The organism is Aeromonas caviae (genome assembly GCF_000819785.1).
Taxonomy (GTDB): Bacteria; Pseudomonadota; Gammaproteobacteria; order Enterobacterales; family Aeromonadaceae; genus Aeromonas; species Aeromonas caviae.
Map to the genome: position 1 here is coordinate 14,709 of NZ_CDBK01000096.1, position 19,016 is coordinate 33,724.

Sequence of the window (19,016 nt, forward strand, 5' to 3'; positions counted from 1 at the left end):
GCCCGTGCAGGTCAGGGACCTCAGTGGAAGGGGAACAGGTAGTTGAGCCAGCTACCCATGCGCATCAGGATCTTGCGCATGATGGCCACGTGGTGGAAGTGCTCGGTATAGATGGCGGCCTGACCGCTGGAGCCCGCGATCACCTGGTAGTTTGCCCACTCGGGATCGGTGATCTCGAGCACGATGGGCAGGCGACCCGGTACCTGGGCCGAGGTCTGATCGATAAGACCCGCCTGTGCCTGGATATTGCCCGGTGCCATGGCCGGGATAACGGACTGCACCTTGGCCTTGAAGATGCGACCCGGGATGCCGTCGAGCACGACTTCGGCCTCGTCACCCGCCTTGAGCCGCTGCATGCTGTTCTGCCAGAACCAGCCGACATAGGCATTGGCATCTTCATGAATGAAGGTCATCACGGGGCGGAACATGAAGGGGGCGGCAATCATGCCCGGGCGCAATGCCAGTTGCACGACATGACCGTCACTCGGGGCGTAGACCACGGTCTGCTCCAGATCGTACTTGGCGATGTTGAGCTGGGCACTCAGGTCATTGAGGGTCGCTTTCTGCTGATCTATCTGGGCGACGATGTCATCCACGTTGGCCTGGGTGACGTCGAGGTCGCGCTGTTTGCCGATGCCCCGTCGCATCAGCTCCTGGGCGCGATCCCTGTCCAGGCTGGCGGAGCGAAGGCGGGCGTCCAGAGCCTTCAGAAAATCGGTGTTGGAGGCGAGGCGCGCCGTCAGGCTGGCGACCTTCTCCTGGAAGGGCTCAGCGTCGATGCGAAACAGCACATCCCCTTTCTTGACCGGCTGGTTGGGCTTGACCGGGACGTCGGTGACACGCCCCTTGACCAGGGGCACGACCGGGGTGGAGACATAATAGTTGCGAGCCAGCTCGGAATAGGGGTGGTTGTAGTTCATCAGCATGATGAGTGTGCCGATGATGATGACGCCACCCAGCACGGCGGTCGGCACGGTCCACTTGTTGAGCGGGATCTTGAAGATCTTGAAAATACCTATGCAGAGGGCCGTATAGGTGAGAATAAGTAGCAGGTCCATGGGGCGTTACCTATTTGTCGGTCTGTTCGAGCGTGGTCATGCGAGCCTGCAGTGCGGCCAGCTCCTCTTTGAGCGCGCTGATCTCGGTTTCGTCATGTTGCAGTCGTTGCGTGAAGCCCCAGCCGCGATCGGGGCGATAAATCGTGGCCCAGATCCAGAGGAAGGGCCAGAGCACGTGCAGGGTGAACAGGCTGACCCAGCCTGCCACGTGAATGGCGTCCTGGTGGGGGTGATTACGGTGCTTGGCAATTTCATATGGAATATCGTGAATGACGATAATGCCATAGAACATGACCAAGACGACAAACACCAGGATCCCCAGGGCAATGTAGTCAAGTACCATCGATTTCTCCCGTCTGAGTCGCTAACAATGCTTCGATTGTCGAGTCGAGGCTTCGGCAATAATGACAGCATATGCCGTCGGTGCAAGTCTGCAATCGGAGAGTTGGTGTGGCGGTACAGGCATGGTTCATCGGTTGCTCATTTAACACACAAAATTGATTTGGTTAGATAAAATCAAACAGCAATGGATGCCCGGGCAAGGTGAGAGGTGAACCTGATGAACGAATGGTGCAGTGGCAAAGGATGGCGGCTTGGCCTGTTGCTGATCTGCCTGTTGTGGTCCCGCCTCGGCTGGACCGCCGAACCCAGAATGGAGCCCAATGAGCAGGAGCGGGCACAGACCCTGGTCCTGCTTCATGAACCCATCGTCATGCTGACGGCTAAATATGGCAACCTGGATGGGGCGGCCAGGGTACGGCTGGCCCATGAGCGAGTTCAGCGGATGGAGCCAAGCGACCTCATGACGCCTGTGGCCGTGACGAAAGGCAGCCGGCACGGCCAGGAGAGCCGGGAGTTTCTGGTCAATGGCAAGCGCATTCTGGTGCTGCTGGAAGGGGACCTGGATGAATTCGACGAGCTGACCCTGGATCAGGCGGCCGAGCGCGTCCGGCATCGGCTCGACGGCGTGCGCATCAAGTATCTCGAGCTGCACTCGACCCCCTATCTGGTTAAGGCCGTCGGCTTGGCGGTGGTGGCCAGCCTGATCTTCTTCGGCCTCATCTGGCTGTTGCAGCGGGGGCATCGGCGAGTCAGAAAGTGGCTGGCCAACCGCCTGTTGCTGCAGAAGGGGCTGGTCCCCCACTCCTGGCGCCAGGTCACCGGGAATGTCGAGGTCCGCATGCTCGGCCTCATCACGCTGCTGCTCATCTTCATGCTCACCTATGGCTGGCTGACCTATGTGCTCGGCCTGTTCCCCCAGACCCGGGCCTGGAGCGATCAGCTTGGGGAATCCCTGTTTGCCCTGTGTGGCGACATGCTGGAGGGCATGATTGCCGCCATGCCCGGTCTGGTAACCGTGCTGCTTATCGTGGTCATCACCCGTTTCTTCATCAAGATGCTGGCCATCCTCTTCGACCGCATCGAGCGTGGCCAGTTCCGGGTGCAGGGGTTGCACGCCGAGACAATTGGCGCCACCCGGCGGCTGCTGTCAGTGGTGATCTGGCTGTTTGCCCTGACGGTGGCCTACCCCTATCTGCCGGGGGCGGATTCCGATGCCTTCAAGGGGATCAGCGTCTTCTTCGGTCTGATGGTGACACTGGGATCGGCCGGTATCATGAACCATGCCATGAGCGGCCTGGTGCTCATCTACTCCCGTGCACTGCGGCCAGGGGATCTGGTGCAGATCGGCGAGGTGGAGGGGATGGTGAGCGAGCTCAATGCCCTCTCGACCAAGCTGGTGACGCGCCAGGATCACGAGGTCACGCTGCCCAATGCAGTGGTGGTGGGGGGCAAGGTGGTGAACCTGACACGGCTGGCGGGCGAGAAGGGGGTGGCCCTGCTGACCAAGGTAACCATCGGTTATGACACCCCCTGGCGTCAGGTACATGCCATGCTGGAGCTGGCGGCGCGACGCTGCACCCGGCTCAATCAGGATGAAGCTCCCCTGGTGCGGCAGTTGAATCTGCAGGATTGGTATGTGGAGTACGAGTTGCAGGTAAGAATGAAGGCGAACGAACTCCCTGCGATGGTCAAGACGGAGCTCCATGGCCATATTCAGGATGTCTTCAACGAGTTCGGGGTGCAGATCATGTCCCCCAACTTCATTGCCCAGCCGGAACAGGCTGTGCTGGTGGCCAGGGAGCAGTGGTATCAGGCGCCGGCCCGGGCGCCCGATCCCGCCGAGCCCCCCGTCAGGGAGTGACCACAAAAAGCAGAGGCCCGGCAGCAATGCCGGGCCTCTTGTCATGAAGAGAAGCTGATGCCTCAGCTCTCCTTGGCCTCTCTCAGTTGGGAGGGCCTGAATTTCACCAGGAAGGCGAGGGTGATGAGGGCGGTGCTCACCAGACCGATGATGGTGGAGACATTCATCTCGAGGCCGAAACCGATTGGGGCGTTGGCCAGGTAGGTGATGACCACTGCGGTCATGAAGATGGCGGGAATGGTGCATACCCAGTGCAGCTTGCCTTCCTTGATGAGGTAGGCGGCCGCAGCCCACAGCATGATGACGGCGGTGGTCTGGTTGGCCCAGCCGAAGTAGCGCCAGATCACCCCGAACTCGGCCTTGGAGATGATGAAGCCAAGGATGAACATGGGGATGGCGATGAGCAGACGCTTGGCCATGGGCTTCTGGGTCAGGTTCAGGAAGTCCGCCACGATGAGGCGGGCGCTGCGAAATGCGGTGTCACCGGAGGTGATGGGCAGGATCACCACGCCGAGGATCGCCAGGATGCCGCCCACGGTACCGAGCAGGCTGGTGGAGACTTCGTGCACCACGGCAGAGGGGCCGCCGCTGGCCAGGGTGGCGTTGAGTGCCTCGGTGCTGTCGTAGAAGGAGAGACCCAGGGTGCACCAGATGAGGGCGATGATGCCTTCCCCTATCATGGCCCCGTAGAAGATGAAGCGACCGGAGCTCTCGTTCTGCATGCAGCGCGCCATCAGCGGGGACTGGGTGGCGTGGAAACCGGAGACGGCACCACAGGCGATGGTGATGAACAGCAGCGGCCAGAGCGGCAGGTCCGTCGGGTGCAGGTTGGAGAAGTCCATCCCGGTGTTGTAGAAGCCCTTGCCGGAGACGATGAGGCCGATGATGAGGCCGACCGACATGAACACCAGCAGCGCGCCGAAGATGGGGTAGAAGCGACCGATGATCTTGTCGATGGGGACGATGGTCGCGAGGATGTAGTAGGCGAAGATGGCCGCAATCCAGTAGACCAGATCGGTGGAGGTGAGGTTGGCGAGCAGGCCCGCCGGGCTCAGGACGAAGACCACGCCCACCAGCATCAGGAGCACCACGGCAAAGAGGTTCATGAAGTGCTTGGCGGCGGTGCCCAGGTGCTCACCGACCACGGTCGGCACCGAGGCGCCTCTGGCGCGTACCGACAGCATGCCGGAGAAGTAGTCGTGGACCGCACCGGCGAAGATGCAGCCAAAGACGATCCAGAGCATGGCGACCGGACCATAGAGGGCACCCAGGATGGGGCCGAAGATGGGGCCGACGCCTGCGATGTTGAGCAGTTGAACCAGGTAGACCTTCTTGTCCGACATGGGGACATAGTCCACCCCGTCCGCCATGGTGATGGCGGGGGTCTTCAACTCGGGTTTGGGCCCGAATATCCGTTCGATGAATTTGCCGTATACGAAGTAGCCGGCTATCAACAAGCCGACACAGAGGAAGAACCAGATCATTGCTACGCTCCTGCTTTGTTATTTTTGGTGTGCGCAGCCAGTGTAGGGGGGGACTTCTGTTAACGGCAGGTGAAAGGGGGTGAGCGGCGACATGGCGACCCGAGCGGTTGTCCGCTGTGATCCGGCGCACATCGCGCCCCGCTTTATTCCAGTCCCAGCTCGTCTTTGAGCTCCTTGAGGTAGCGGCGGCTGACCGGTACCCGGGCCCCGCTCGGGGTCACGATCTCCGCCAGCTGATTCTCCAGCAGCCGGATTTCGAAGATGGCGGCCGGGGCCACCAGATACTGGCGGTGACAGCGCAGCAGCGGGGTCTTCTCTTCGAGGGACTTGAGGGTGAGCTGGGTATGGAACAGCTCGCCCTGGCTTGCCACGTGAACCCCGCCGAGATCGGAGAAGGCGTACTCCACCTGGGAGGTTGGGAGCAGCCGCACTCGGTTGTGCAGGTATCCGGGGATATGGTGGATGGTCGGGGCCAAGGTCCCGACCGGTTGCGGGGTGATGTCCTGCCTGAGCCGCGCCAAGGTCTTGGCGAGGCGCGCCGGCTCCACCGGCTTGAGCAGGTAATCGAAGGCGTTCTCCTCGAACGCCTGGATGGCGTAGTCGTCGAACGCGGTGACAAAGACGATGCGGGGCAGGGGATCGAGCATGGCCACCAGCTCCATGCCGCTGAGTTTGGGCATCTGGATATCGAGAAACACCACATCCGGCTTGAGTTGCTGGATGAGGCCGAGCGCCTCAATGGCATTGCCCGCCATGCCCAGGATCTCGATGTCGGGATCGCTGGCCAGCAGCTCTGCCAGCTCCTCGCGGGCATAGGGCTCGTCATCGACGATCAGGGTGCGGATCATGTCATCTCCTTGGCGGTGGTGCGGGGTTGTCGTGGGAGCGTCAGGGAGACCCGGGTCCATTGCTCTGGCTCCCACTGGACGTCAATGCCATAGCGCTCGCCAAAGGCGCTCTTGAGGCGCTTGTCCACCAGGCTCATCCCCAGACCATCCCCCTGGCCGGATGGTTGCCAGGCCCCGGCGTTGTCTTCGACGCAAAGGGTGATCGCCTCGGGGGTCTCCCCCGCGAAGAGGCGAAGTCGCCCCTCTCCCAGCAGGGAGCAGATGCCGTGCTTGATGGCATTCTCGATGAGGGGCTGCAGGGTGAAGCTCGGCAGTTGCACCTCGGCAAGGTGGGGCGGGATCTCGTTGATGACGGTGAGCCGCTCGCCAAAGCGGGCCTGCTCTATCTCCAGGTAGGAGAGGCAGTGCTCCTGCTCTTCCCGCAGCGTGGTCAGGCCGCTCTGGCGCTTGAGGTTGTTGCGAAAGAAACGGGAGAGGTGCAGCAGCAGCTCCCGTGCCCGCCCCGGATCGTGGCGGGTAATGGCGCTGATGGTGTTGAGGGTGTTGAACAGGAAGTGGGGGTTTATCTGTGCCTGCACCAGCTTGAGCTCGGATTGCACCAGCAGGCGCTGCTGCTGCTCCAGGCGGCCTGCCAGCAGTTGCTGGGACAACAGGTTGGCGATCCCTTCTCCCAGGGTGTGATTGATCTTGAGGAAGAGCCGCTTCTTTGGCTCATAGAGCTTGATGGTGCCGATCACCCCCTCGTCACCCTGCAGGGGGATCACCAGCACGGAGCCGAGCTGGCACTGGGGGGAGATGCTGCAACGATAGGGCTGGCTGTTGCCATCGGCGAACAGCACCTTGTTCTGGGCGATGGCTTGCAGGGTGATCGCCGAGGTGATGGGAGTGCCCGGCTTGTGGTGATCTTCCCCGGTGCCGATGAAGGCGAGGATTTTGTCGGTGTCCGTGATGGCGACGGCGCCGACGCCGGTCTCTTCCTGAACGATATGGGCTATCTTGCCGCTGGCCTCCGGAGTGAACCCCTGGCTCATGATGCCGACGGTGCGGTTGGCGATGGTGAGCGCTTTGGCGGAGAAGACCCGGGAGAACTTTTCGTACATCCGCTGCTGGTCGCGGATCATGCTGATGAAGAGCGCCGCCCCGCAGGAGTTGGCGAGGATCATGGGGGTGGCGATGGTGCGCACCAGCAGCAGGGACTTGTCGAAGGGGGTGGCGACCAGCAGGATGATCACCATCTGCATGATCTCGGCCACGAAGGTGGTAAAGAAGGCGACTCTGGGGGCAAAGAGGTCATTGACCCTGCCTACCCGCATCAGCCGCCAGTGCACCAGCCCCCCCAGCAAGCCTTCGCAGGTGGTGGAGATGGCGCAGGCGAGATCGGTGAACCCCCCCAGGGTATAGCGGTGCAGGCCGCCGGTCAGCCCCACCAGGCATCCCACCAGGGGGCCGCCCAGCAGTCCCCCCAGTACGGCACCGACCGCCCGGGTGTTGGCGATGGCATCATTGATGTCGAGGCCTACATAGGTTCCCAGGATGCAAAAGCAGGAGAAGATGACATAGATGAGCACCTTGTGGGGCAGCCTGACGGAGTAGTTGGCCAGGGGACGCAGCAGGGGACTCTTGGAAAAAAGGTAGGCGATGACCAGGCTGACGCTCATCTGCTGGAGCAGAGAGAGGACTAGTTGCATAAAAAAGCTTCCTCAAACACCACGCCGGAGCCGGGCGTTGTCATGACGCAGGGTGAGCCTGAGCCCGTCTTGATGCGGGCTGCGGGCTGAACGCTGCGGCAGTTTGCCAGAATGGAAAAATAAAACCATATAAAATCAGCACGTTAAATTGATATTTGTGTAATCGGTGCCTGCTTGATATTGCTGATGCGAGCATGAAGGTATCCACCGGATACGCCACACGGAGGTGGCATGCTCCGCCCAGCCATCGGCTGGGCGTTTTTTATCCAGCTCCAATGGTGGACGATTTCGAGGGGACCTGAGCAATTATTCAGGTTTGTCCAATGAGTTATCCCCAGCTTCTGGGGATAACTCAGAAGGCGAAATAGTAACAGACCCGCCGACCCAGACCGAAAAAGGCGCGTTGCGCGTCGTCCAGCTCTTCCTGTCTGAGGGTGGCGACGATGCTTCGCGCATCTTCCCGCAGATCGATCATGACCACCCCTTCCGGCCGCTGTCCCTTGAGGTAGGGCAGCACCTTGGGTCTGAGGGGCATGCTGGGCTCGGTGGAGAGCACCAGGGCCAGGACATCGTCATCCAGGCGCACCAGGGAACCCGGTGGATAGACCCCCAGCACTTTTATCAGCAACCTGACCTGGGTTTGCTCGAACTTCTTCTGGGAGAGCTTGTAGAGCTGGCCGATCACCTGGCTGGGTCCCGGCGGGTTGAGGCCGCTGCGCGGGTGAAGCAGCTCGTCATAGTGGTCCACCAGCCCGATGAGGCGGGCGAGGGGGGGGATCTTGTCGCCCTTGATCCCGAGGGGAAAACCGCTGCCATCGAGGCGTTCGTGATGCAGGTAGGCGACCTCGCGGATCCTGGGTTCGAAAGCCTGCAACTGGTTGAGCATCTCCAGTCCGTACTGGGGGTGCATGTTGAGGAAATTCTGCTCCGCCTTGCTGAGCTCCCCCCGCTTCTGGATGATCTGGCTCGGGATCCTGAGCTCGCCGATGTCGTGGAGCAGGCCCGCCAGACCGGTCTCCTCGATCTCGACGGGATTCATGCCAAGCTCCCGTGCCATCAGCATGGCGAGGAAGGCCACGCTCAGGCTGTGTTGCAGCAGGGTATCCGTGTTCTGGCTGCGGATAAGGTGCAGACCGAGCGGCCCCTGGTGTTCTGCCAGACGGGCGGCGGTGCTGCGCACTATCTGCGCGGTATTGGCCAGGCCTTCGTCCGGTTTGAGGTTGAGGGCGCCAAGGGCGTCGCGAAGATCTGACAGGGATTGACCGAACGCCTTGTCCGCGATGCGAAGGGAGCGCCTGAACGCCTTTTCGTCGAAGGTGGGGCCCTCAGAAGAGGAGGTGGTATCCCCGGTGTCGCTCATCTCAAGAGAGGGGACGGGTTCGGCCCGCAGCAGGGGCTCGACCGGCAGATCGCTCTTGTCGGGATCCACCATCAGCAGGGTCAGGTCGAGGTGGCGGATGATGTCGAGCTGTTGCTGGTCCTTGATTTTGAAGGCGTTGAACATGAAAGGGTGGCTTGTCCATCCCGTGGGAAGATGGATGTAGTGGCCGACTCTCAACTGCTCGATGGAGGCCTGTATCAGCGCCATGGACTAGCTCTTCTGTCGAATTTGCCTATCAACAAGCTAGCAAAATTAAACAGATAGACAAACAAAAAAGCCCGCGCATGTGCGCGGGCTCTTGTCATCCGTGGCGTTTATCAGGCCTTGGATTTTTTCTTGTTGTCCACCTTGGCGTCGACCTTGGCTGCAACCGGGGCGGCAGCAGGGGCTTCCTCGATGAAGGGACGGCCGTAGTAGGTGTCCATCAGGATGGCTTTCAGCTCGGTGATCAGCGGGTAGCGCGGGTTGGCGCCGGTGCACTGGTCATCGAAGGCTTCCAGGGCCAGCTGGTCTACCTTGGCCAGGAAGTCCGCTTCGTTCACGCCGGCTTCGCGGATGGAGGCCGGGATCCCCAGGGTAGCCTTCAGCTCGTCCAGCCAGGTCAGCAGCTTCTCGATCTTGGCGGCGGTACGGTCACCGGCAGCGGTCAGGCCCAGGTGGTCAGCCACTTCGGCGTAGCGACGGCGAGCCTGCGGACGGTCGTACTGGGAGAACGCGGTCTGCTTGGTCGGGTTGTCGTTCGCGTTGTAGCGGATGACGTTGCTGATCAGCAGGGCGTTGGCCAGACCGTGGGGGATGTGGAACTCCGCACCCAGTTTGTGGGCCATGGAGTGGCACACACCCAGGAAGGCGTTGGCAAACGCGATACCGGCGATGGTGGCGGCGTTGTGCACCTTCTCGCGGGCAACCGGGTCGTTGGCGCCGTTGATGTAGCTGGAGGGCAGGTAGTCCTTCAGCAGTTTCAGGGCTTGCAGCGCCTGACCGTCGGAGTATTCGTTGGCCAGCACGGAGACATAGGCTTCCATGGCGTGGGTCACGGCGTCGATACCACCGAAGGCGCACAGGGACTTGGGCATGCCCATCACCAGGTTGGCATCCACGATGGCCATGTTCGGGGTCAGCTCGTAGTCGGCCAGCGGGTACTTCATGCCGGTGGCGTCGTCGGTCACGACCGCAAACGGGGTCACTTCAGAACCGGTACCGGACGTGGTGGTGATACAGACCAGTTCGGCCTTCACGCCCATTTTCGGGAACTTGTAGATACGCTTGCGGATGTCCATGAAGCGCATGGCCAGGTCTTCGAACGCGGTGTCCGGGTGCTCGTACATGACCCACATGATCTTGGCGGCATCCATGGGTGAACCACCACCCAGGGCGACGATCACGTCCGGCTTGAAGGAGTTGGCCATCTCGGCGCCCTTGCGGACCACGGACAGGGTGGGGTCGGCTTCCACTTCGTAGAAGATCTCCACTTCCATGTTCAGCTTCTTGAGCAGGCGAACCACTTCATCGGCATAGCCGTTGTTGAACAGGAAGCGGTCGGTCACCACCATGGCGCGCTTCTTGCCTTCCAGGTCGCCCAGGGCGATCGGCAGGGAACCACGACGGAAGTAGATGGATTTCGGAAGTTTGTGCCACAGCATATTTTCTGCCCGTTTTGCGACTGTCTTCTTGTTGATCAAGTGCTTGGGACCGACGTTCTCGGAGATGGAGTTACCACTCCAGGAGCCGCAACCCAGGGTCAGGGACGGGGCCAGCGCGAAGTTGTACAGGTCACCGATACCACCCTGGGTGGAGGGGGTGTTGATGAGGATACGGGCGGTCTTCATCTTGTCGCCGAAGTACTTGATGCGGTCGGCATTGCGATCCTGGTCGGTATAGAGACCGGAGGTGTGGCCGATACCACCGATGTTGACCATGTCGCAGGCCATTTCGACGGCTTCTTCGAAGTTCTTGGCACGGAACATACCCAGCGTCGGGGAGAGTTTCTCGTGAGCGAACTCGTCTTCCGCGCAGAGTTCCAGACCTTCACCGATGAGGATCTTGGTGGTGGCAGGCACGGTCACACCGGCCATGGCGGCGATCTTGGTAGCAGGCTGGCCCACGATGTCGGCGTTCAGGGCGCCGTTGATCAGCAGCACTTTACGCACCTTGTCCGCTTCGTCCTTGGAGAGGATGTAGCCGGCGTGGGTCGCGAAACGCTCCTTGACCTGGTTGTAGATGGAGTCGACTACGATAACAGCCTGCTCGGAGGCACAGACCACGCCGTTGTCGAATGTCTTGGACATCAGGATGGAGGCGACGGCACGCTTCACGTCGGCGGTTTCGTCGATGACGATGGGCACGTTGCCCGCACCCACGCCGATGGCGGGTTTGCCGGAGGAGTAGGCGGCCTTCACCATGCCCGGGCCACCGGTGGCCAGGATCAGGTTGATGTCGTCGTGACGCATCAGGGCGTTGGAGAGTTCGACGGAGGGTTGATCAATCCAGCCGATGATGTCTTTCGGCGCACCGGCAGCCACGGCAGCATCCAGTACCAGCTTGGCAGCGGTATTGGTGGAGTTCTTGGCGCGGGGGTGCGGGGAGAAGATGATGGCGTTGCGGGTCTTCAGGGAGATGAGTGCCTTGAAGATCGCGGTGGAAGTCGGGTTGGTGGTCGGTACGATACCGCAGATGATGCCTACCGGCTCGGCGATGGTGATGGTGCCCATCTCGTCATCTTCACTGAGGATGCCGCAGGTCTTCTCATCTTTGTAGGCGTTGTAGATGTATTCGGAGGCGAAGTGGTTCTTGATAACCTTGTCTTCGATGATACCCATGCCGGATTCAGCCACGGCCATCTGGGCCAGGGGGATACGGGCGTTGCTGGCGGCCAGAGCGGCGGCGCGGAAGACCTTGTCTACCTGCTCTTGCGAGAAGCTGGCGAATTGACGCTGTGCTTCTTTGACGCGGGCAACCAGTGCATCCAGTTCAGCCAAATTGGTTACTGCCATGTTTATCTCCTGATGATTTGAAAACTGTTTAGTAAGACCTTGGCAATGCCCGGCAATTATAGCCACCTTGTCAAGGCGAGAATCACCATAACGGGGTATTTACATGCCTTAGTAAACTGTTTTCTGACTCGATTATAGGGTCGGGATGTGTCAGAAAAGATTGATCTGGATCATATGTAACAAAAGAACAAAAGAAATTCTGTTTCACCCCTTGTCGCACCACTATGTTACGGGAGTGTGTCATCCTTTCTTGGCATCACGAGCTGCTGTCACGCGCCCTTGAAATATCTGCTCAGGGAAGGGGATCCGATGAATTCTCGCCTTGACCGGGATGGGGGGAGGCGGTATCGCCGTGATGGCGGCAGAACGCCCAGCCCCCTGACGTTTCATTTATGTTGAGAAAGGGGTTGTTGTTTTCATCCAGTCGCCCTGGCGAAACAGCACATCTGGCGGTGGCAGCAAGCAGGTGTGGTGAGAAGTAAGGGTGCCATTTGCCGAAAATATCGTTTCTTGGCTGAGGGTTGATATAACGCGCTGCCATGGCACCCGGCGATGTTAATGGCGGCCTCTCTCCCTTAACAACCCGATATGTTGAATTTTGTCGATACATTAGCGGAACTAACTAAAAAGCCCCGGTAAGGGTGAGATTATTTGATTGGAGAAGGGAAAAGCCATGGTGTAAATTTACGCGCAGTTTGGGGGCTGGCCCCTTGTGGCTCGTATTGGTTCTGGATGGCGCCTATGGCAGCAATAGACTTCTCTTTATACCTGAAATTTTTCGTCGGCCTGTTTGCGATCATCAACCCGTTGGGTCTGTTGCCGGTCTTTGTGAGCCTGACGGGCCACATGTCGCCGGAGGAGCGACGCAAGACCAACACCACCGCCCACATTGCCGTGATGATCATCCTGATGGTCTCCATGTGCATGGGACAGCTCATCCTCGACAGTTTCGGCATCTCCCTGGCGTCGTTTCGTATTGCCGGTGGCTCGCTCATCACCCTGATCGCCTGGTCGATGCTGCAGGGCAAGCTGGGGGAGGTGAAGCACAACAAGCAGGAGAAGGGTGAACTGGCTGCGCGTGAATCCATTGCCGTGGTGCCCCTGGCACTGCCGCTGATGGCCGGACCCGGTGCTATCTCCTCTTCCATCGTCTATGCCAGCCAGAAGACCCTGCCCAGATGGCCGGCATGTTCGTGGTGGTGGTGGCGTTTGCCTGCTGCTCCTGGCTCATCTTCCGGGCTGCTCCCCTGCTGTTCAAGCTGATGGGCAACACCGGCATCAACGTGGTGACCCGTATCATGGGTCTCATCATGATGTCCCTTGGCATCGAGATCATCGTGGCGGGCATCAAGGGAGTCTTCCCCGGTCTGGTGTGAGCCAGGTCCGTTTTTGTCGGAGCCGGTCCTTGTGACCGGCTTTTTATTGTTTCTTTTTTGTTGGTCATTTCCTATAATCGAGCGGCCTTGTACGAAAAACGACCGCCTCGGGATATTTAAATGCTGAATAAATGGTTTTAAGTTGTTTTTTTGACCATGAAAGCGGCCTGTTCCTGATGATATCTATTGCATTATCAGAATTGTCAGGGAATTATGCGGGCAGCGAGGTGTTTGTCTCGTGGATAACAAATGCATGGAATGTTCTTGTTGGAGTATGGAAATGACTCATAGAAAAACAATTATTAATACCCTTTTATTGACTGCACTTTTCGGTGGCGCCACCCTGGCTCACGCCGCCGATGTCCCCGCCGGTACCAAGCTTGCTCCCGAGCAAACCCTGGTGAAGGGCAATGGTTCCGAACCCGCCACCCTGGATCCGCACAAGACCGAGGGAACGGTAGAATCCAATATCCTGCGCGACCTGTTCGAGGGGCTGGTCACCTCTGGCCCCAAGGGTGAGACCCTGCCCGGCGTCGCCGAGTCCTGGGAAACCAAGGACAACAAACATTACGTGTTCCACCTGCGCAAGGATGCCAAGTGGTCCAACGGGGATCCCGTCACCGCGCATGACTTCGTCTTTGCCTTCCAGCGCGCGGTGGATCCCAAGACGGCCTCTCCTTACTCCTGGTACATGGAGATCCCGACCATCGTCAACGCCACTGACATCATCGCGGGCAAGAAGCCGTCCGACACCCTGGGCGTGAAGGCGGTGGACGATCACACCTTCGAGGTGCAGCTGGAGAAGGCGGTGCCTTACTTCGTCAGCATGCTCTCCCACACCACCACCTATCCGGTCCCGAAGAAGGTGATCGAGAAGTTCGGTGATAAGTGGACCCAGCCCGGCAACATGGTATCCAACGGCGCCTACGTGCTGAAGGACTGGGTGGTCAACGAGCGCGTCGACGTCGAGCGCAACCCGAACTACTGGAACAATGGCAAGACCGTCATCAACAAGGTGACCTACCTGCCCATCCAGTCCACCAACGCCGAGCTGAACCGCTATCTGGCTGGCGAAGTGGATCTGACCTACAACATGCCCATCGAACGCTTCAAGCAGATGAAGAAAGAGCTGCCGGACGAAGTAAAGGTCAGCGGCTATGTGGGCACCTACTACTACCAGTACAACTTCAAGCACAAGCCGTTTGACGACGTGCGGGTGCGTACCGCCCTCTCCTATGCCATCGATCGCAACGTGATCGCCGACAAGGTGATGGGCAAGGGCGAAACCCCGGGCTATACGCTCGTGCCTGACTTTGTAGATGGCTTCAAGCCGGTGGCGCCGGCCTGGTCCAAGCTGACCCAGGCAGAGCGCGATGCCAAGGCGAAAGAGCTGCTGACCGAAGCCGGTTACGGCCCGGGCAAGCCGCTCAAGTTCGAGCTGCTCTACAACACCGACGACAACCACAAGAAGGTGGCCGTGGCCGTCGCCTCCATGTGGAAGAAGCTCGGCGTGCAGGTGAGCCTGGTGAACCAGGAGTGGAAGACCTACCTGGAGACCAAGAAGCAGGGTAACTTCGACGTGGGTCGTGCCGGCTGGATTGCGGACTACAACGAAGCCTCCTCCATGCTGGATCTGATGCAGACCACTCACGGCAACAACGACGGCAAATACTCCAACCCGACGTTCGACAAGCTGATGAGCGAGTCCCGCAACCAGGTGGATGCCGAGGCGCGCAACAAGCTCTATGTCCAGGCCGAAGAGATCCTGGCCAAGGACATGCCGATCGCCCCCATCTATCAGTACGTGACCTCCCGCATGGTCAAGCCCTACGTGGGCGGCTACCCGGCCAACCCGCTGGACAACATCTACAGCAAAGACATGTACATCGTTGCTCACTGAGTAAAGAAACAAGTCGCATAACAAGCAGGGCCCGCCAGACGGCGGGCCTTTATTACAACCGCGACCCTTTGGAAGCAGTACAGGACAGGAAATGTCTATGTTGAAATTCATCCTTAAACGTCTACTGGAAGCGATCCCGACTCTGCTGGTCTTGATCACCGTCTCCTTCTTCATGATGCGCTTCGCCCCGGGTAACCCCTTCACCAGCGAACGCGCCCTGCCGCCGGAAGTCCTGGCCAACATCGAAGCCAAATATGGCCTGGACAAGCCCATCGGCATGCAATACCTCACTTACCTCGGCAACCTGGTCCAGGGGGATCTGGGGCCCTCCTTCAAATACAAGGACTTCACCGTCAATGATCTGGTGAGCCAGGCCCTGCCTGTCTCCGCCAAGATAGGCTCGGTCGCCTTCCTGCTGGCGGTGACCCTGGGGGTCACCTTCGGCACCATTGCGGCCTTGAAACAGAACACCCTCATCGACTACCTGTTGATGTCGTCGGCCATGGCCGGGGTGGTGATACCCGGCTTCGTGCTGGCACCGCTGCTGGTGCTCTTCTTCAGTATCTATCTGGGCTGGTTCCCGGCGGGGGGCTGGCAGGGGGGCGGCGCCCAGTTCATGGTACTGCCGGTGTTCGGCATGATGATGTACTACATCTCGGCCATCTCCCGCATCATGCGCGGCAGCATGATCGAGACCATGAACTCCAACTTCATCCGTACCGCCCGCGCCAAGGGGCTGCCCCTGCGTCACATCATCCTCAAGCACGCGCTGCGCCCGGCCATGCTGCCGGTGGTCTCCTATCTGGGACCGGCCTTCGTGGGCATCATCACCGGCTCCGTGGTCATCGAGACCATCTTCGGCCTGCCGGGGATCGGCCAGCTGTTCGTCAACGGTGCCCTCAACCGTGATTACTCCATGGTGCTCGGTCTGACCATTCTGGTCGGCGCCCTCACCATCACCTTTAACGCCGTGGTCGATATTCTCTATGCCGTCATCGATCCCAAGATCCGTTACTAAGCCGGGAGTTCATCATGGTAGTCACAACTGAAAAGCGCGAAGCCGTCGAGGCGTTCGCCCAGAAAGTGGAAGTGGTGGAAGGACGCTCCCTGTGGAAGGATGCCCGTCGCCGTTTCCTGCGCAACAAGGCGGCCCTGACCAGCCTCATCATCCTGACCATCATCGGTCTGGCGGTGATCGTGGGGCCCCACCTGTCCCAGTACACGTTCGATGACCCGGACTGGGGGGCCATGCAGAGTGCCCCGGACATGGAGACCGGCCACTGGTTCGGCACCGACAGCCTGGGGCGCGACCTGTTCGTGCGTACCCTGCTCGGCGGACGCATCTCCCTGATGGTCGGCATCATGGGGGCCCTGGTGGCCGTCATCATCGGCACCCTCTACGGCGCCGCGTCCGGCTTCATCGGTGGTCGCGTCGACAGCCTGATGATGCGCGTGCTTGAGATCCTCAACGCCTTCCCCTTCATGTTCTTCGTGATCATGCTGGTGACCTTCTTCGGTCGCAACCTGGCCCTCATCTTCCTCGCCATCGGGGCGGTGAGCTGGCTCGACATGGCGCGGATCGTGCGCGGCCAGACCCTGAGTCTCAAGAGCAAGGAGTTCATCGAGGCGGCCCACGTCTGCGGCGTCTCCAAGTGGAAGATCATCACCCGTCATATCGTGCCCAACGTGCTCGGGATAGTGGCGGTTTACGCCACCCTGCTGGTGCCGGGGATGATCATGTTCGAATCCTTCCTGAGCTTCCTGGGTCTGGGCGTGCAAGAGCCCATGACCAGCTGGGGCGCCCTGCTGGATGAAGGCTCCAAGTCGATGGAAGTGGCCATCTGGCAACTCCTGTTCCCCGCCGGTTTCATGGTGGTGACCCTGTTCTGCTTCAACTTCCTCGGGGATGGTCTGCGTGATGCTCTGGATCCCAAGGATCGCTGATACCCAGGGACCGGCAAGACGCCAAGGGGCCATCAGACCCGTTCAGGGAACGCACCGCGTTCACCACGGGCAGGCCCCCATCACGACAGCGCGATAAGGAGTACTGAGATGAAATTACTGGATGTGAAAGATCTGCGGGTCGAGTTCAAGACCCCGGACGGCAATGTGGTGGCCGTCAACGACCTCAACTTTTCTCTTTCTGCTGGCGAAACCCTGGGGATCGTCGGGGAGTCAGGCTCAGGCAAGTCCCAGACTGCCTTTGCCATCATGGGGCTGCTCGCGAAGAACGGTGTCATCACCGGCTCGGCCAAATTTCAGGGGGACGAGATCCTGAACCTGCCGGAGCACAAGCTCAACAAGATCCGCTCCGAGAAGATCGCCATGATCTTCCAGGACCCCATGACGTCGCTCAACCCCTACATGAAGGTCAAGGATCAGCTGATGGAAGTGCTGATGCTGCACAAGGGGATGACCAAGGCTGCCGCCTTCGAGGAGTCGGTGCGCATGCTGGATGCGGTGAAGATCCCCGAGTCGCGCAAGCGGATGAACATGTACCCCCACGAGTTCTCCGGCGGCATGCGCCAGCGGGTGATGATCGCCATGGCGCTCCTGTGCCGGCCGCAGCTGCTCATCGCCGACGAGCCGACCACGGCGCTGGACGTGACGGTACAGGCCCAGATCATGACCCTGATGAACGAGCTCAAGCGCGAGTTCAACACCGCCATCATCATGATCACCCACGATCTTGGCGTCGTGGCCGGCATCTGCGACAAGGTGCTGGTGATGTACGCAGGCCGGACCATGGAGTACGGCCGGGTCAACGATATCTTCTATCGCCCGAGCCACCCCTATACCGAAGGCTTGCTGCGCGCCATTCCCCGCCTCGACACCGAAGGGGAAGAGCTGCCCACCATTCCGGGCAATCCGCCCAACCTGCTGCGTTTGCCCACCGGCTGCCCCTTCCAGGAGCGTTGCCACCGGGTGAGCGAGATTTGTGGCCAGCAATCGCCGATCCTGACGCCGTTCAACGACGGCCGGGAGCGGGCGTGCCACTGGGTATCGGATGCCATGATCAAGGGAGTGAACTAAATGGGTACTGACAAGAAACTGCTGCTGGAAGTGTCCGACCTCAAGGTTCACTTCCATATCAAGAGTGACAAGGCCTGGCCCTGGGCCAAGCCCTCCGCCCTGAAGGCGGTGGACGGGGTGACCCTGCGCCTCTACGAAGGGGAGACCCTGGGCGTAGTGGGGGAGTCCGGTTGCGGCAAATCCACCTTCGCCCGTGCCCTCATCGGTCTGGTACCGGCCACCGACGGCAAGGTGGTGTGGCTTGGGCAGGACTTGACCAAGCTCGAGCAGAACGCCCTGCGGGAGAAGCGCAAGGAGATCCAGATGATCTTCCAGGACCCGCTGGCCTCCCTGAACCCCCGCATGACCATAGGGGACATCATCGCCGAGCCCCTCATCACCTTCTACCCGACCCTGCCAAGGGAAGAGGTGAAGGAGAAGGTGCGTGCCATGATGACCAAGGTGGGCCTGCTGCCCAACCTGGTGAACCGTTACCCCCATGAGTTCTCAGGCGGCCAGTGCCAGCGCATCGGCATCGCCCGGGCGCTCATCCTCGAGCCCAAGATGATCATCTGTGACGAGCCGGTCTCGGCGCTGGATGTCTCCATCCAGGCCCAGGTGGTGAACCTGCTGAAATCCCTGCAAAAGGAGATGGGGCTCTCCCTCATCTTCATCGCCCACGACCTCTCCGTGGTGAAGCACATCTCGGATCGGGTGCTGGTGATGTACCTGGGCAACGCGGTGGAACTCGGCACCGGCAAGGAGATCTTCGCGAACCCCTTGCACCCCTATACCAAGGCGCTGATGTCGGCAGTGCCCATCCCGGATCCGGACGTGGAGCGCAGCAAGACCATCCAGATCCTGGAAGGGGATCTGCCGTCCCCCATGAACCCGCCCTCCGGTTGCGTATTCCGCACCCGCTGCCCGGTGGCAGGCCCGGAGTGCGCCAAGACCCGGCCCCAGCTCGAGGGCAACTTCGACCACGCGGTTTCCTGTCTCAAGGTGGATCCGCTCTGAGGATGGGATCGTGACAGGGGCGCCCGGGTGGCGCCCCTCTTTTTTGCCTGCCCATC

At 60.2% G+C, this 19,016-nt stretch carries 13 protein-coding genes and 1 pseudogene; 7 read left to right on the plus strand and 7 right to left on the minus strand.

The features are described 5' to 3' along the window. Positions 1-20 precede the first annotated feature (20 nt). Both BN1120_RS17060 and BN1120_RS17065 read right to left on the minus strand, forming a co-directional pair. On the minus strand, positions 21-1,058 hold the full coding sequence (locus tag BN1120_RS17060) for an HlyD family secretion protein (RefSeq protein WP_039038992.1): 1,038 nt from the start codon (positions 1,056-1,058) through the stop codon (positions 21-23). 10 nt (positions 1,059-1,068) lie between these two features. Continuing rightward, positions 1,069-1,401 carry a DUF3302 domain-containing protein gene (locus BN1120_RS17065; RefSeq protein ID WP_042017210.1) on the minus strand — a complete coding sequence of 111 codons (333 nt, stop codon included), beginning with the start codon at positions 1,399-1,401 and terminating at the stop codon, positions 1,069-1,071. Positions 1,402-1,617: 216 nt separating this feature from the next. Between BN1120_RS17065 and BN1120_RS17070 the strand changes: the two genes are divergently transcribed. Then, positions 1,618-3,261, plus strand: coding sequence for a mechanosensitive ion channel family protein (locus BN1120_RS17070; RefSeq protein WP_042017211.1), 1,644 nt, complete (start codon positions 1,618-1,620; stop codon positions 3,259-3,261). 62 nt (positions 3,262-3,323) lie between these two features. On the opposite strand, the gene BN1120_RS17075 is transcribed toward BN1120_RS17070, so the two are convergent. The 5 genes from BN1120_RS17075 to adhE all read right to left on the minus strand — a co-directional run bounded on the left by BN1120_RS17075 (position 3,324) and on the right by adhE (position 11,655). Further along, complete coding sequence (locus tag BN1120_RS17075; protein WP_039038989.1) at positions 3,324-4,745, minus strand: carbon starvation CstA family protein; 1,422 nt, start codon at positions 4,743-4,745, stop codon at positions 3,324-3,326. 143 nt (positions 4,746-4,888) lie between these two features. Further along, positions 4,889-5,593: a two-component system response regulator BtsR gene (gene btsR / locus BN1120_RS17080; RefSeq protein WP_042017214.1), complete on the minus strand. Its 705-nt coding sequence runs from the start codon at positions 5,591-5,593 to the stop codon at positions 4,889-4,891. After that, positions 5,590-7,281, minus strand: a complete 1,692-nt coding sequence (locus tag BN1120_RS17085) for a sensor histidine kinase (RefSeq protein WP_042017216.1) — start codon at positions 7,279-7,281, stop codon at positions 5,590-5,592. The genes btsR and BN1120_RS17085 overlap by 4 nt, the downstream gene beginning before the upstream one ends. A gap of 352 nt (positions 7,282-7,633) precedes the next feature. Continuing rightward, positions 7,634-8,869 (minus strand): HD-GYP domain-containing protein, encoded by a 1,236-nt coding sequence (locus BN1120_RS17090; RefSeq protein WP_042017217.1) that lies wholly within the window; start codon positions 8,867-8,869, stop codon positions 7,634-7,636. 110 nt (positions 8,870-8,979) lie between these two features. Continuing rightward, positions 8,980-11,655: a bifunctional acetaldehyde-CoA/alcohol dehydrogenase gene (gene adhE, locus BN1120_RS17095; RefSeq protein ID WP_042017218.1), complete on the minus strand. Its 2,676-nt coding sequence runs from the start codon at positions 11,653-11,655 to the stop codon at positions 8,980-8,982. A 741-nt stretch (positions 11,656-12,396) separates the two neighbouring features. Between adhE and BN1120_RS17100 the strand changes: the two are divergent. From BN1120_RS17100 to oppF, 6 genes and pseudogenes are all read left to right on the plus strand, one after another. Beyond that, positions 12,397-13,031, plus strand: a pseudogene (locus tag BN1120_RS17100) (YchE family NAAT transporter). Between the two features lie 280 nt (positions 13,032-13,311). After that, complete coding sequence (locus BN1120_RS17105) at positions 13,312-14,931, plus strand: ABC transporter substrate-binding protein (RefSeq protein WP_042017219.1); 1,620 nt, start codon at positions 13,312-13,314, stop codon at positions 14,929-14,931. A gap of 97 nt (positions 14,932-15,028) precedes the next feature. Next, positions 15,029-15,949 (plus strand): oligopeptide ABC transporter permease OppB, encoded by a 921-nt coding sequence (oppB, locus tag BN1120_RS17110; protein ID WP_010674330.1) that lies wholly within the window; start codon positions 15,029-15,031, stop codon positions 15,947-15,949. A gap of 14 nt (positions 15,950-15,963) precedes the next feature. Next, positions 15,964-16,875: an oligopeptide ABC transporter permease OppC gene (gene oppC / locus BN1120_RS17115; RefSeq protein WP_010674331.1), complete on the plus strand. Its 912-nt coding sequence runs from the start codon at positions 15,964-15,966 to the stop codon at positions 16,873-16,875. 108 nt (positions 16,876-16,983) lie between these two features. Next, complete coding sequence (gene oppD, locus BN1120_RS17120) at positions 16,984-17,964, plus strand: ABC transporter ATP-binding protein (RefSeq protein ID WP_039038983.1); 981 nt, start codon at positions 16,984-16,986, stop codon at positions 17,962-17,964. Further along, positions 17,965-18,960, plus strand: a complete 996-nt coding sequence (gene oppF, locus BN1120_RS17125) for a murein tripeptide/oligopeptide ABC transporter ATP binding protein OppF (protein WP_041215420.1) — start codon at positions 17,965-17,967, stop codon at positions 18,958-18,960. It begins immediately after the preceding gene. Positions 18,961-19,016 lie beyond the last annotated feature (56 nt).